This window comes from Phormidium sp. CCY1219 (assembly GCF_035615515.1).
Classification (GTDB): Bacteria; Cyanobacteriota; Cyanobacteriia; order Cyanobacteriales; family Laspinemataceae; genus CCY1219.
The window spans coordinates 1-15,286 of sequence record NZ_JAJENT010000323.1; the positions used below are offsets into that span (position 1 = coordinate 1).

Annotated in this window: 12 protein-coding genes; 8 read left to right on the forward strand and 4 right to left on the reverse strand. The window is 51.4% G+C overall.

Annotation, left to right across the window (positions count from 1 at the left end):
- The first annotated feature begins 396 nt into the window (after positions 1-396).
- Positions 397-1,887: an NB-ARC domain-containing protein gene (locus tag LKK83_RS05500; protein WP_324629922.1), complete on the forward strand. Its 1,491-nt coding sequence runs from the start codon at positions 397-399 to the stop codon at positions 1,885-1,887.
- A gap of 177 nt (positions 1,888-2,064) precedes the next feature.
- Here LKK83_RS05500 and LKK83_RS05505 read toward each other — a convergent pair whose 3' ends face one another.
- Positions 2,065-2,295 carry a hypothetical protein gene (locus LKK83_RS05505; RefSeq protein ID WP_324629923.1) on the reverse strand — a complete coding sequence of 77 codons (231 nt, stop codon included), beginning with the start codon at positions 2,293-2,295 and terminating at the stop codon, positions 2,065-2,067.
- Positions 2,296-2,304: 9 nt separating this feature from the next.
- Positions 2,305-2,499 (reverse strand): hypothetical protein, encoded by a 195-nt coding sequence (locus tag LKK83_RS05510; RefSeq protein WP_324629924.1) that lies wholly within the window; start codon positions 2,497-2,499, stop codon positions 2,305-2,307.
- A gap of 231 nt (positions 2,500-2,730) precedes the next feature.
- Between LKK83_RS05510 and LKK83_RS05515 the strand changes: the two genes are divergently transcribed.
- From LKK83_RS05515 to LKK83_RS05525, 3 genes are all read left to right on the forward strand, one after another.
- Positions 2,731-2,925, forward strand: coding sequence for a hypothetical protein (locus tag LKK83_RS05515; protein WP_324629925.1), 195 nt, complete (start codon positions 2,731-2,733; stop codon positions 2,923-2,925).
- A gap of 393 nt (positions 2,926-3,318) precedes the next feature.
- Positions 3,319-5,805: an ATP-dependent Clp protease ATP-binding subunit gene (locus LKK83_RS05520; protein ID WP_324629926.1), complete on the forward strand. Its 2,487-nt coding sequence runs from the start codon at positions 3,319-3,321 to the stop codon at positions 5,803-5,805.
- Between the two features lie 158 nt (positions 5,806-5,963).
- Positions 5,964-7,154 (forward strand): DNA cytosine methyltransferase, encoded by a 1,191-nt coding sequence (locus tag LKK83_RS05525; RefSeq protein WP_324629927.1) that lies wholly within the window; start codon positions 5,964-5,966, stop codon positions 7,152-7,154.
- A 363-nt stretch (positions 7,155-7,517) separates the two neighbouring features.
- Here the strand turns inward: LKK83_RS05525 and LKK83_RS05530 are convergent, their stop codons facing one another.
- Positions 7,518-8,420 (reverse strand): WD40 repeat domain-containing protein, encoded by a 903-nt coding sequence (locus tag LKK83_RS05530; protein ID WP_324629929.1) that lies wholly within the window; start codon positions 8,418-8,420, stop codon positions 7,518-7,520.
- A gap of 138 nt (positions 8,421-8,558) precedes the next feature.
- Between LKK83_RS05530 and LKK83_RS05535 the strand changes: the two genes are divergently transcribed.
- The 4 genes from LKK83_RS05535 to argB all read left to right on the forward strand — a co-directional run bounded on the left by LKK83_RS05535 (position 8,559) and on the right by argB (position 14,433).
- Positions 8,559-9,179 (forward strand): hypothetical protein, encoded by a 621-nt coding sequence (locus tag LKK83_RS05535; RefSeq protein WP_324629930.1) that lies wholly within the window; start codon positions 8,559-8,561, stop codon positions 9,177-9,179.
- A 353-nt stretch (positions 9,180-9,532) separates the two neighbouring features.
- Positions 9,533-12,160 (forward strand): ATP-dependent chaperone ClpB, encoded by a 2,628-nt coding sequence (clpB, locus tag LKK83_RS05540; protein ID WP_324629931.1) that lies wholly within the window; start codon positions 9,533-9,535, stop codon positions 12,158-12,160.
- 518 nt (positions 12,161-12,678) lie between these two features.
- Positions 12,679-13,272, forward strand: a complete 594-nt coding sequence (locus tag LKK83_RS05545) for a shikimate kinase (RefSeq protein ID WP_324629932.1) — start codon at positions 12,679-12,681, stop codon at positions 13,270-13,272.
- Positions 13,273-13,515: 243 nt separating this feature from the next.
- A complete protein-coding gene (gene argB, locus LKK83_RS05550) occupies positions 13,516-14,433 on the forward strand; it encodes an acetylglutamate kinase (RefSeq protein WP_324629933.1) in 918 nt (305 codons plus the stop codon).
- Between the two features lie 280 nt (positions 14,434-14,713).
- On the opposite strand, the gene LKK83_RS05555 is transcribed toward argB, so the two are convergent.
- Complete coding sequence (locus LKK83_RS05555; protein ID WP_324629934.1) at positions 14,714-15,142, reverse strand: hypothetical protein; 429 nt, start codon at positions 15,140-15,142, stop codon at positions 14,714-14,716.
- Between the last annotated feature and the right edge of the window lie 144 nt (positions 15,143-15,286).

A 15,286-nucleotide genomic window follows, 5' to 3' on the forward strand; every position in this document is an offset into this window, starting at 1 on the left:
CAGCTAAATCTGGATTGAAAGCACGGTAGAAATTGGCATCGAATAAATTAACAGCCATTGGGAATTTCTCCTATAAAATGGGGGCATGGTGGGCATTACCCTGGTGGATCTGCCTGTTGGGGGTTCCCAGGAGGAGGGTGGCGGGTGGCTACCCTACGTCTGTAGTGGGGCGATCGCCGAGCAATTATGCACCTCAAATTATGCTGTGGCGAATCGATTCCCCCTATGATTGGCTTTGGCGGTCAATATGCCAATTATTTCCCGAAATCAAGCGATTGTCCAGTCGGAAAATGTCGGAAAATGTCGGCAGTTTGGCAACCCGGAAATGCCGATTTAGTCGGAAAATGTTAGAAAAAGTCACGGGCAGTGGGAAAATGTGGGAAAATGTCGGGTATAATGCATCCCATACCACTCAATCACGGAGCAATGAACGTACAAGAGGTTTTAAATGTTGCCGATCGCTTGGTGTTTGCCAAGACGGGAAAACACATTGACACGCTGCAAGAAGCTATTCTGCGGGGAACCTTGGAAGGTGAGACCTACGGGACAATTTCCCATCGCGCTCACTGCAGCGAGGGTCACGCTAGGGATGTGGGAGCCAAATTATGGAAAATCCTCTCCGATGCTTTAGGGGAACCAGTCACCAAATCGAACTTACGTTCTACCCTCGATCGGTTCGAGTTTTCTCATCCTTCCAATCTCCGCGATTTTGTGCAAATTAGTAAATTTAGCACTTGTGCTGAAAGTCCACATCCGGCGGAGATTCCCTACCCCGCATCCAACCCAACCTCAACTGGGGAGGAAGCAATGGAGAAACCGAAACCGGTTCGGGATTTGGCAGAAATGCCGGATATGGCGGTATTTTACGGGCGGGAGGCGGAGTTGGCGACCCTGAAACAGTGGATTTTGTACGAAAGAACTCGCTTGCTGTTGTTGCGCGGGTTGAGTGGGATTGGCAAAACGGCGTTGGCGGTGCAACTGGTACAACAAGTGATGGGTGAATTTGATGCAGTGGTATGGCGCAGTCTGCGGCGATCGCCTTCTCTGGAAGGGTTATCGGATTCCCTGATTCGGGGGTTGTCGCGGTTGAACCTTTTTGGTGCGAATACCGCCACGCCCACGGAAACTGGCGCGGGTGAGTTAGCGGGGTCAGTGTCGAATCCCTTATATACCAAAAATAGCGATCGCACCTCGATGCTTTTCCCCTATTTGCGACAGGCGCGCTGTTTGATTATCCTAGATGATATCCATTGTATTTTAGCCGAATCTGAGTTTGCCGGAAAGTACCGCAGCGGCTATGAAAATTATGGCGTATTTTTCCAACAATTGGCGGAATTATCCCATCACAGTTGCCTGTTGCTTCTTGGGTGGGAACCGCCGCGAGAAATTGCGGCATTGAAAGGGAAAAATGCCCCGGTGCGCGGGTTACAATTAGGGAGTTTGGGTGCGGCGGCGCAGAATATTTTGCGGGATAAAGGATTGGTAGAAATGGAGAATGCAGCGGCGCTGATTGAGGCGTATCAAGGCAACCCCTTGTGGTTAAAAATTGTGGCCACGATGATTCAGGATTTATTTGATGGCAGTGTGGCGGATTTTTTCAGATACGAACCCCGCTGCTTGGGAGAAGATTTGCGCGCAGTTTTAGACCGGCAATATCGGCGCTTGTCTGAGGCGGAAAAAACGGTTATTTTAGCTCTGGCAACTAAGTCGGATGCGGTGTCGGTGGGTCAATTCGTGGAGTCTAAAACGGGGTCGTTTCCAGGGGGATTCAATACCTTGCAATCGTTAGAACGGCGCTGCTGGATTGAAAAATCGCGATCGCAATTTTCCCTGGCGTTGGTGCTGAAACAGTACGTGCAAACTCGGACTTCACAACCGTTGGTTTGAGCCAGTGGCGGGCAATTTCAGGGGAGGCTGGGTGAATTATGCCTATATATAGGGCAGCCACTATTTCCTATTATGAATAATAGGGCAAAGGCAGTGAAGTTGTCAAGGGGGGGGTGGGAGAAAAAAGTTACCGCGCGCCGAGGTAGAGAAGGGCGATCGCAGTCTGGCAGGAAAGCCTCACATTACCTCGCGTTCCTCGCGAACCATTGGGGTGGAGTGAGGGGAAGAAGACTCGCGCTTCACATAACCGGACATGACGGCATGTTGTAAATCCATCAAGGTATCTAATTCCGAGACACTACAGGATCCTTGGAAAAGCAGAGCGAGTTTCGCTTCAGTATCGGCACTGAGATAGCCGCTACGCAACACCTGCTGGATGAGTTGACGAATCATAGTTTCCTCAGACATAGGACAAACTTACCGAACCCGACAGTATTGAGTATGGCTGAGTGAAAGCGATCGCGCAGTGATGCGAGTCCAGAGGGTTTGGCGATCGTCTCCCTGGGAGGGATGCGATCGCGAAACTGCACCCCCTGTGACGAGAATCACTGCGAGTTGGGGAGGGGGGATGAGATAGCGACTGTTTCCACCCCTGCACCTTGACTCTTGCACCACAGTTAGCTAAAATAGGCGGAGATTTATAATGGATAAATCTGCCAAAAAAGCTATAATGTAAAAGCACGCCGTCGTGCCCAACTTGCAGATAGACCAATCAATTGCTCTATCGGTTTGAAGGCTGAGGCAATCTCGCGGAAAAAGTTGCAATTCATTCAACTGACCGCCAGAACCGTCAGCCCAACCCCAGTCCCCCACCCAGAAAGCAAGCCACACTGGATGAACTGAGTGTTTCAATCGCCGAATCAGACCACAGCACAGGGAACGAACAAACGGCTGTTAGCCCGGATTGGATTAACAGCATCAGCCAGAGATTGTCCCGCAGAACATGGGCGGGAGGCGATCGCGGCGGTTTCCCTATCCTCCCGTTCAGTGAGAGGATCCCCTGACGGCAAGCGGGGAGTGCAATCCCGCCAGAGATAACCCGGCGCGCGCAGGGGAAGGAAATGGATTGCAACCTGGGATCCAAACCAAGCGCGCCGCTACACTTTGTAGTGAGGATTACAAATTTCGCTGAAATTCGCACATTATTAAGGGCAAACCGAGCGGAAATTCAGACCGATCTCCTCCCAAGGAGGGTTGACAGGCGATTGTGCAATCGAGTAGATGTGGCAACAAGACAAATGGCAGGGGGCATCCGAGAAAAATGCATAGCCGTAACCCTTGGCACGCGCGCCATTGCGGCACCTAAACTGCATGAAGCAAGACGGCTAATCCCCCTACGAGATTACGGATCTCGCTACTCCCTGGCCACTCAAATAGAGATACCTTGATAACAGGACATACACAAAACTTTACAGTTAACGGACTAAGCTCATGTTTGAATATTTCACAGAAAAAGCCATAAAAGCGATTATGCTGGCCCAGCAAGAGGCACGCCGCCTCGGTCATAACTTTGTGGGCACCGAGCAAATCCTTTTAGGGTTGATTGCAGAAGGCACCGGCATTGCGGCGCAGGTGCTAAAAACAATGGGCGTCAATCTCAAAGATGCCCGAATGGAAGTGGAAAAAATCATCGGTAGGGGCAGCGGCTTCGTCCCTGCCGAAATTCCCCTCACCCCACGCGCCAAGAGCATTCTAGAGCAATCCCTGCAAGAAGCCAGCCAACTGGGACATACCTACATCGGTACCGAACACCTACTTTTGGGGCTAACCGCTTCCCGGGAAGGGGTCGCGGTGAAAGTGCTGGAAAAATTTGGCGTAGATCCCGACCAAATCCGCAAAGAAGTGGTTCGCAGGGTTGGAGAAAACCCACCGCCGGCGGAAGTTGCCGCCCGAGGGGGAACGCGACGGCGTTCCGGATCGGATAAAACCCCACAACTGAACGAATTTGGCGTCAACCTGACCCAACGGGCGGAAGAAGGAAAGCTCGACCCGGTGGTGGGACGCGCCAAAGAAATCGAACGCATCATCCAAATATTGGGACGACGCACCAAAAACAATCCGGTGTTGGTGGGGGAACCAGGGGTGGGTAAAACCGCGATCGCCGAAGGATTGGCTCAGCGGATCGCCAAAAAAGATATCCCCGACATCCTGGAAAACAAACAGGTGTTTACCCTAGATATGGGCTTGCTGATTGCCGGCACCCGCTTCCGGGGCGATTTCGAGGAACGCATCAAAGCGATTTTAGAAGAAGTGCGCTCCTCGGGTAACGTGATTCTGGTGATTGACGAAATCCACACCCTAGTCGGGGCGGGTTCCCTAGAAGGGGGCATGGATGCCGCCAATCTGCTCAAACCGGCTTTAGCCCGAGGCGAATTGCAGTGCATTGGCGCAACCACCCTGGATGAATACCGCAAGCATATCGAACGGGATGCCGCATTAGAGCGTCGTTTCCAACCGGTGATGGTGGGAGAACCAACCATCGAGGAAACCGTGGAGATTCTGTTTGGTTTGCGCTCTCGCTACGAAGAGCACCATCGGCTAACCATTGCGGATGAAGCCTTGGATGCCGCCGCCAAACTGTCCGAGCGCTATATCAACGATCGCTTCTTGCCCGATAAGGCGATCGACTTAATCGACGAAGCCGGTTCTCGGGTGCGGTTGCGGAACTTCAAACAACCGCCCGCCGTGAAAAAGGCCAAGCAACAACTGGCACAAGTCAGCAAAGAAAAAGACACCGCCGCCCGGGAACAGGACTTCGAGAAAGCCGGGGAATTGCGCGATCGCGAATTAGAACTGCAACAAGAAGTAGCAGACCTGATCGAACGGGATAAAGAAGCCGAAGCCAACGCCGAAAGCCCGGTGGTCACCGCCGAAGACATCGCCCAAATTGTCGCCTTCTGGACCGGCGTGCCCGTGAGCAAACTCACCGAAACCGAATCCGAGAAACTCCTGCTCATGGAAGGCACCCTGCACGAGCGCGTCATCGGTCAAGAAGAAGCCGTTACCGCCGTGTCTCGCGCCATCCGCCGCGCCCGCGTGGGCCTGAAAGACCCCAACCGCCCGATCGCCAGCTTTATCTTCTCCGGACCGACTGGTGTGGGTAAAACCGAGCTGACCAAATCTCTGGCGACTTATTTCTTCGGATCCGAAGAGGCAATGATCCGTCTGGATATGTCCGAATTCATGGAACGCCATACCGTCTCCAAACTCATCGGTTCGCCTCCGGGATTCGTGGGATACGATGAAGGCGGACAACTCACCGAAGCCGTGCGCCGTCGTCCTTATACCGTGATTCTGTTCGACGAAATCGAAAAAGCGCACCCGGATGTGTTCAACATGCTACTGCAAATCCTGGAAGACGGTCGCCTCACCGATGCCAAGGGTCGCACGGTAGACTTCAAGAATACCTTGCTGGTGATGACCTCGAATATCGGGTCGCGCGCGATCGAAAAAGGTGGCAGCGGTTTGGGCTTCGAGTTCTCTGATGACGCCACTGACGCGCAGTACCAACGCATTCGCAACTTGGTGAATGAAGAACTGAAGCAATACTTCCGCCCCGAATTTCTCAACCGGGTTGACGATATTATCGTCTTCCAACAGTTGACCAAAGACGAGGTGAAAGAAATCGCCGAAATCATGTTGCGCGATGTGTTCAGCCGCCTGATCGAAAATGGTATCGACTTGCAAGTTAGCGATCGCTTCAAAGAGCGGTTAGTGGAAGAAGGGTACAACCCCAGCTACGGTGCCCGACCCTTACGCCGCGCGATTATGCGCTTGCTCGAAGATAATCTAGCCGAAGCTATGCTCTCCGGTGAGATTCAAGACGGCGATACCGTGCATATCGATATTGACGAGAACAATGAGGTACAAGTGCAATCGGTAGAACGGCGATCGCTCATTCCCCACACCGTTGGGTAATCTTCTCTCAAATTAATCCGTAGGGTGGGCATTGCCCACCTTTTTTTGTGTTATCTCGTTTGCAGGCGATAACCTCGGGAAAAAGGTTCGAGGGAGGGTGTATTTATCCGCTAAACTATTAAATTGCCCAACCGTTCAACTGAGGTCAAACCAATCTCGTGGAGCACAACCCACCACTCACCGCAGTGGAATTATTTGCCGGCATCGGCGGCTTTCGCCTGGGGATGGAATCCGCCCAAATTCAAACCCTGTGGGCGAACGATATCAGTGAATTAGCTTGCCAGGTTTATCAAAGTAACTTTGGCGAGGATGCCATTGTCTTGGGGGATATCAATCGCATCCCCCTCGCAGACCTTCCCAAAACGGATATTTTAGCCGCCGGTTTCCCTTGTCAACCCTTTAGTCCGGCGGGGAAAAAACAAGGGGTCACAGACCGATTGAGAGGCACCTTATTCGAGCGGATTGTGGAAATCCTGGACAACAAGCAACCGCAGTATTTCTTCTTGGAAAACGTCAAGCGGATGCTAACGATGGAAGGGGGATATCACTTTCAAACCATCTTAGACGCCCTCTCGGAATTAGACTACTTCATTGAGTGGCGGATTGTCAATACCCTGAGCTTTGGAATTCCGCAAAACCGCGATCGCCTATTTATTTTCGGCACAAAGGTACCCGAGGCGGGGAGTTTTTTCCAGATGCTAGAAACCTATTCGGTGTTTTTAACTCAAAATGATGTAGAATCTTTACCCGCAGCAGACCGGGAACTCCCGGGCTATCTCACCCCAATTTTGCCCGGAAAAACCAAAAACCACCACTGGGGAATTGCCTATGGGAAAAAAATGTACGCCCAGCCCCTTTCTCCCCTACCGGATATCAAACCGCGAAAGAAACTGAGAGATATTCTGCAACCCGAATCGCAAGTGGATTCGCAGTTTGATTTTACCGCAGAAACTTGGAAACGGATCGAGCAAAGTAAAGCCGTGAATCGCTATTGTAATGGGGTGGAAATCCTGTACAATCAAGGCGGAGGAGCGCGGTTGGGTTATACGATTTTTGGCATTAATGGGATTGCCTCAACCCTGACGGCATCCACCTCCCGACATTACGAACGATATCGCGTCGGGGATAAATTTCGCCGATTAACAAATGTGGAGTATGCACGGTTAATGGGCTTTCCAGATGATTGGTGTCGGGTAGCGAGAGTGTACGACCAATATCGGTTATTTGGAAATGCGATCGCGCCTATTTGCGTGCAGTGGGTTTGTCAGCGCATCGGTCACAAAACTGTCAAGTTTCAACACCCAATTTTGCCAAACTTTCGGGTGGACACTGCCCAGATTACCCCCTGATTTTATCACCTAAAATAGATTTCATTAAAAGTTTTATCTATGTACTCGGGCAAAAATAATTGCAGTGGGGAGGGTGGGCAGTTCCATCCCAGGAGGTGTCGCTCGCAACTCATTCAAGGAACTGCCCACCCTACAAAACTCAAAAATGGATGTGCAATTTATTGTGCATGACTGCTTACGATTCAATTGGCTTTCCGTAGGTACAGGGCATTTTACTATGCTTTATCTTGGTAAAATTTTAAGAGTTTTAGGGTGGGCAATGCCTGTAACTGTAACAGATAAAGTGGTAAAATATTAGGAGGCTCTGCCTCCTAATTGGCATTCCCAGGCTGAGCCAGGGAACGAGTTAGCAGGGAGGGTCAATTAACGGGGACTAAAGCTGATGTGATAGATAGAACTTTTTGACTTGTTCAAAGTTTTAATAACTTCACCCTGGGAATTCCAGAACTTGATGGTGTTATCTTCACTAGCCGAGGCCAAAGTTTTACCATCGGGGCTAAAGGTGACGCTATAAACGAAATTTTTATGCGCTTTTAAGGTTTGAATTAAGGTGCCATCTAACGCGCTCCAAATTTTAATCGTTTTGTCGGCACTGGCGGAGGCGATCGCATTGCCATCGGGACTAAAACAGACATCCAAAACCGCATTTTCATGGCCTTGTAACGTTCTCACAGTGCCATTGCGGCCCCAAGAAATATCCCGCACCCAGAGTTTCACGGTACCGTCGCGACTTCCGGAAACCAGCTTATTGCCATCGGCGCTAAAATTAACGCGATAAACCCTATCCTCGTGACCTTCTAAGGTTCTCAGACAAATGCCGTCAAATTGCCAGAGTTTGACGGTGGAATCAGCGCCTGCTGTGGCAATGAGTTCGCCATTGGGCATAAAACTGAGGCCAAAGAGTCCGGCAGATTGACGTTTTATCGAGTTAATTAATTTGCCGTCGCGTCGCCAAAATTTCAGGGTTTTATCGGCACTGACGGAAGCAATTCGGTCGCCTTTTTCGCTAAAGGCGATACCAAAAACTTCGGCTTTATGACCTTTGATGGTAGTAATTAAGGTGCCATCGCGTCGCCAAAGGTTGATGGTTTTATCGGCACTTGCAGAGGCGATCGCGTCACCATCGGGACTGAAGCAAACCCATAAGGCGCTAGCTTTATGCCCTTGGAGGATATTTTGCAATTTGCCGTCGAGTTGCCAGAGTTTGATGGTATTATCGGCGCAGGCGGCGGCGATCGCCGGTGGAGTTTGAGTCGAGGAAAACATAGAGGAAAACGGATAAATGGGGAAGAACCAAGGATGAAACGGTGAGTGTTCAAGTCTTGATTCTCGAGTTTGACAGAGGAGTTATCCTCTATGGTAGCGGATGCGCTCGTACAGAGACGAAATAGGAATGGGGATTTTATGTTGCTAACCACTGAATTGCGATGGTTTTACCCAGGGACGCCACCGGAAAAGGTAACGCATTGGTTCAAAGAACATGCGCCGGGGGAAGTGCTGGGGACGCCAGAAACCCGGGAAGACTTGTATTTGGTGATTCCGGGGGCGGATTATCTGAATGTGAAATTGCGACACGATCGCTTGGAAATCAAGTGGCGACAAGAGATATTGGGGGTGGAACAGGTTGGCGATCGCTGGTCCGGGCAGCTTGAAAAATGGGGCAAATGTATTTGTGAAGAGTTATCGGCGCAGGTTCCGGAAAATGCGGTAGAAACCGGTACTTGGGTGGGGGTGGAAAAAACGCGATCGCAGCGGACCTATCATTTCCTCGGTGACTCCGTAGAATCGGTGAGGGAAAATCAGTGGGTTCCGCAAGGGTGTAATGTAGAATTGACCCAAGTAAAAGTGCGCGATCGCCACTGGTGGTCTGTGGGTTTAGAAGCATTTGGCGAGGCGGAATCGTTGTGGAAAAATCTGCAAATGACCGCACAATTGGTGGGGGAATCTTATGGCGAAGAACCGGCTTTTTTACCGCAAAATTCTTTTGCCTATCCCCACTGGTTGTCGGTGGTTTTGACCGCTTAAACTCTCGGGGAGAATCTCGCTGGGGAAGGCGGTTTTGGGTGTGATTCCCAGGGCGGAAAATCTACCCGGGGTTTTTCGCGATCGCCGATCGGGAAAAAGGGAAGTGCGGGGTTATCATTAGAAGTGTGAAAACCCAGGAAAACCGAGTTTTCTAGCAAGAAAAAACCCTGGGAGTCTGTGGCGGTGGCGAATCGCCAATCGCCGCTCAACCCGAGATAAAGATTCGGCATCGGAGCTGGGGGAAGGTATGATAAAGAGGACGGGAATACTAACCGATTTTGCCGCGATCGCCGATCTAGATTGGAGTCGCGAGTTGATTACAATTTAAGAAAGGGTAAATAAGGAGTGAATCTATGCAACCGAATAATCCGAATCAGTTTACAGAAAAAGCCTGGGGGGCGATCGCCAAAACCCCCGATATCGCCAAGCAAGCGAACCAGCAGCAAATCGAAAGCGAGCATTTGATGAAATCTTTGCTCGAGGGCGATGGAATTGCGGCGAGCATTTTCAGCAAAGCGGGGGTAAACGTGGTGCAGATGCGCGATCGCACCGAACAGTTTATCGACCGCCAGCCCAAAGTGAGCGGAAACAGCAGCTCAGTATATCTCGGTCGCAGTCTCGACACATTGCTCGATCGCGCTGAGGAGTACCGCAAAGAGTATAAAGACGAGTTTATCTCCGTCGAACATCTGATTTTTGGCTTTCTCAAAGATGACCGTTTTGGGAAAGGGCTATTCCAAGAATTTCAACTGAATGAAAGCAAACTGAAAAATACTATCGCACAAGTGCGGGGGAATCAAAAAGTGACCGATCGCAATCCTGAAGGCAAATACGAAGCCCTAGAAAAATACAGTCGCGACCTCACCCAAGCGGCGCGGGAAGGGAAACTAGACCCGGTAATCGGGCGCGATGACGAAATTCGTCGCACCATTCAAATTCTCTCTCGGCGCACCAAGAATAACCCGGTGCTGATCGGCGAACCCGGGGTGGGTAAAACCGCGATCGCCGAAGGGTTGGCACAACGGATCGTCGCCGGTGACGTACCCCAATCCCTGAAAGACCGACAGTTAATCGCCCTGGACTTAGGGGCTTTGATTGCCGGTGCCAAGTATCGCGGCGAATTTGAAGAACGGCTGAAAGCGGTTCTCAAAGAAGTCACCGACTCCGGCGGGAATATCATCATGTTTATCGATGAAATTCACACCGTAGTGGGCGCGGGGGCGACCCAAGGTGCGATGGATGCCGGCAACTTGCTCAAACCCATGTTAGCCCGAGGGGAATTGCGCTGTATCGGTGCCACTACCTTGGACGAGTATCGAAAGTATATCGAAAAAGATGCCGCCCTCGAGCGTCGCTTCCAGCAAGTGTATATCGACCAGCCCAGCGTCGCGGATACGATTTCTATCTTGCGCGGATTGAAAGAACGGTATGAGGTTCACCACGGGGTAAAAATTGCCGACAATTCTTTAGTGGCGGCGGCGAGTTTGTCCAATCGCTATATCAGCGATCGCTTCTTGCCCGATAAGGCGATCGACTTAGTAGATGAAGCGGCGGCCAAACTGAAAATGGAGATTACCTCCAAACCGGAAGAACTTGACGAAATCGACCGCAAAATTCTGCAACTAGAAATGGAGAAACTCTCCTTGCAGAAAGAAACCGATACCGCCTCTCAAGACCGCTTGCAAGCCCTAGAAAAAGAGCTGGCAAACCTGAACGAAGCGCAACAAGCGCTCAACGCTCAATGGCAATCCGAGAAAGATACCATCGAGAAAATTCAGAGCATTAAAGAAGAAATCGATCGCGTCAATATCGAAATTCAACAAGCGGAACGCAATTACGACCTGAACCGCGCCGCCGAGTTGAAATACGGCAAATTGACTAGCTTGCAAAAAGAATTGCAGCAAGCGGAAGAGCAGCTAGAGGTGAATCAAGTCAGCGGAAAAACCCTGCTGCGCGAAGAAGTTACCGAAGCGGATATTGCCGAGATTATTTCTAAGTGGACTGGGATTCCGATTAGTAAGTTGGTGGAATCCGAGATGCAAAAACTCCTGCATTTGGAAGAGGAGTTGCATAAGCGCGTAGTGGGTCAGCAAGAAGCAGTGACGGCGGTGTCCGATGCGATTCAGCGATCGCGCGCCGGTCTGGCAGATCCGAATCGTCCCGTGGCCAGTTTTATCTTCCTCGGTCCGACGGGGGTAGGTAAAACCGAATTGGCCAAAGCACTGGCGGCTTATCTGTTCGATACCGAAGAGGCAATGGTGCGAATTGATATGTCCGAATATATGGAGAAACATGCGGTTTCTCGGTTAGTCGGTGCCCCTCCGGGATATGTAGGATACGATGAAGGCGGACAACTCACCGAAGCGATTCGCCGGCGTCCTTATGCGGTGATTCTGTTCGACGAAATCGAGAAAGCTCACCCGGATGTGTTTAATATCATGCTGCAAATCCTCGATGATGGTCGGGTGACGGATGCCCAAGGTCATACGGTAGACTTTAAGAATGCCGTGATTATTATGACCAGTAATGTGGGGTCGCAGTATATCTTGGATGTGTCTGGCGATGATAGCCGCTACGATGAAATGCGCGGTCGGGTAATGGATGCGATGCGGAACAATTTCCGTCCGGAATTCCTCAACCGCATCGACGAGATGATTATTTTCCACGCCTTGCAGAAAGAAGAATTGCGTCACATCGTGCTATTGCAGGTGGAACGAGTTCTGGAACGGTTGCGCGATCGCAAGATGTCTCTGAAACTCTCCGATGCGGCGATCGATTTCCTCGCCGAAGTGGGTTACGACCCCGTATATGGCGCGCGTCCCCTCAAACGCGCGATCCAGCGCGAGTTGGAAACCCAAGTCGCTAAAGCCATCTTGCGCGGCGAGTTTGGCAACGGGGATACTATCTTCGTGGATGTGGAAAATGAGCGCCTCTCTTTCAAACGCTTACCCGCCGAGTTGTTGGTACAGTCCGAGGTATAATACCTGTAAGGTGGGCACCGCCCACCTTATACTTGCCTCCCGCTTCCCCACTCGGCACAAAGACGCGGCGCAAACTTGCACTTCGCCAAACCAAGCCTGCCCGAGGCTAATTTGTATGCTGAAACTGTCGGCGCAAGCGACGGGTACAAGCAATCCTGTGGGTGAGTTCCAATCTGCGCTGCAAACCCATGTGGATCGTTAGATTTCTGCGCTTACAAGATATCGATCGCCTGAATTGTGCCACCGATTTAGGGGTTTTTTTGCCTTGTAAAACCGGGTTAAGCATTGATGGTTTTATGAGGGGTTTGAAAATGGCAACCCCTCGATGTTTGCGCGGCTTATAAAATGTAGGTACAGGTAGGGAAATGTCCCGGATATTTCAATTAAAAAATAAGTCTCGCATATAGACCGAGCCTTTATCCATCACCCAACCTATATGCTTTGCCGTACTCGCCTGCAAAGCAACGAAAGGGTTAGTGCAGCGGCGGGACCATTGCCCTTGATTTTTGCGCCACAAAATGCTAAAAGTAACCGTCGCTCTCAATCAAAACTGCATCGTGAAAGACGTTCTCAAAGGCTGTAATATTTATCTGGTAGGCATGATGGGTGCGGGGAAAAGCACCGTGGGAAAAACCCTAGCGGATCGACTGAATTATCGGTTTTTCGACACCGACGCGCTCATCGAACAGATAGCGGGGCAAACGATTAACCAAATCTTTGCCGAAAGCGGCGAGGCGGAATTTCGGGCACTGGAAACCAAAGCGATCGCCGAATTGTGCGCCTATAAAAACCTGGTAGTTGCCACCGGGGGCGGCATCATCCTCAAACCGCAAAACTGGAGTTACCTGCAACATGGTATCGTCGTCTGGCTAGATGTTCCCGTAGAAGAATTATACAAAAGGCTACAAGGAGACAGCACGCGACCGCTGTTAAAGAACCCGGATCCCCTGGGCAAACTGCGATCGCTCTTGGAACAACGGCAAGCCCTGTATGCCCAGGCAGATGTGAGGATTTCCATAACTGCCGCAGAGACGCCAGCGCTAATTTGCGATCGCATTTTTGCCGAAATTCGCAAAATCCTCAAACCCGACGCCCGCAAGACCTATAACTAACCCCCAGGGTGCGGTTCCCGGGATTCCCCGCCCCCTGGTTTGTCACGAAATCCTCATCTAAAACCCCCGCCAACGCCGCCCTCTCAATCCCGCAAAAGCCCTACCCGGGGCGAACTTCCCCGGGTGTCACCCACCTGCCAACAGGCTCCACCCACCGGGGCAATCCACCAGAAAATCCAGATAACAACCGTGCCAGATAGCGATAAGCTAGCAAGTAGCCCTTTTGACAAGAAAAAGCAGCCCATGTTGACCGAGAACGAAACCAGCCAACAACAAGCCGAGGCAATGCGGGTAAAAGTGCTTAGCGAAGCACTCCCCTACATTCAGCAATTTGCCGGACGTACCGTAGTGGTCAAATATGGCGGTGCTGCCATGAAAGACAGCACCCTGAAAGAGCAAGTCATGCGCGACCTGGTATTTCTTTCCTGTGTTGGCGTGCGACCCATCCTCGTCCACGGCGGAGGTCCCGAAATCAATAGCTGGCTGACGAAACTCAATATCGAGCCACAATTCAAAAATGGCCTGCGCGTCACCGATGCGCCCACAATGGACGTGGTAGAGATGGTGTTAGTCGGTCGCGTTAACAAAGAAATTGTTTCCTTAATTAATAAAGCCGGAGGCAATGCCGTCGGATTGTGCGGCACAGACGGTAACTTAATCAAAGCGCGTCCCCACGGTCAAGAAGGGATTGGCTTCGTTGGGGAAGTCAGTTCCGTGAAGACCACCGTCATCGATTCCCTCCTCACTAGTGGTTGTATCCCGGTGGTCTCCAGTGTCGCCGCCGACGAAACCGGACAATCGTATAATATTAACGCCGATACCGTCGCCGGAGAAATCGCCGCCGCCCTGGGTGCGGAAAAATTAATCTTAATGACCGACACGCCGGGGATTTTAAAGGATGCAGAAGACCCCAGCACCCTGCTGGCTCAACTCAGCATTCAGCAAGCGCGGGAGCTGATTCACCAGGGAGTGGTGTCCGGAGGCATGATTCCGAAAGTGACCTGTTGCGTCCGCAGTCTCGCCCAAGGCGTGAGCGCGGCTCACATTATTGACGGTCGCATCCCTCACTCTTTGCTGCTGGAAATCTTTACCACTGCCGGGATTGGTTCGATGATTGTGGCCTCGGAATACATGTCCCAATCGCCCGTTTCTCTCCCCTAGAATGCGATCGCCTATCGCACTTAACGCTCGCTCTTGAAGTGCCCGACCCCTGACTTTGTTATTTCGGTAACTCGCATCTCGAAGCAGGGGCGGGCAAGTTACTTTGGGTAAAAAACTGGGCAGTGGATTGCAATCGCGCCCATGCCCGCACGCCTCTGGCTGCCAAGAATTTATCCCGTTTTTTAAACTTACCTTTCGCAATTCGCCGCAGGGACAAGGCATGCCCTGTCCCTACAGCCGATGGTTCTCTCCTTCACAATTTTGTCCGGTTAGTATAGCCTCACAGAGAGCCAGGGATCGCGCCTCTCACGCGCGGCGATCGCGAAGGGGTTCTGCGGTGACGATGGGGAGAATCGATTATCGTCGGATTAATCAGGGTCGAATTGCGAATTGTCGAATCGATAACCGTCGGATTAATCAGAGTCGAATTGCGAATCGTTGTGCCGCGCCGACGGGGGTAATAACCGGGATAATACTCCCGAACCGGATAGTAATTTATTCCTCCGCGATAAATATTCGTGCCTCGGTAACGAATTGGCGCGGGATCCCCCACGCGAATGTGCAAACCGCCGTCAATCGTCACCGTCATACCCGCAGTGGCGGGTGGCGTCGCCGCGCCAAACCCGGCGAGTACCACCGCTAGGGGGGCGGCGAGTGACCCTAGGGTTTTCCAGGGTCGTAACCAATACCATTTGTCCCTCGTTGTCATGGCTCAAACTCCTTGTAGAACCGTAATTTCGCATTTTAGCGATGGAAAGGGTGACGCCTTGCGTCGCGAAAAGATTCGCCCTCTCCTTGTCAGAATCGGCGCTGGCAAGATAAGCTCGTTTACCAAGAGACCCGAATCTGCTAG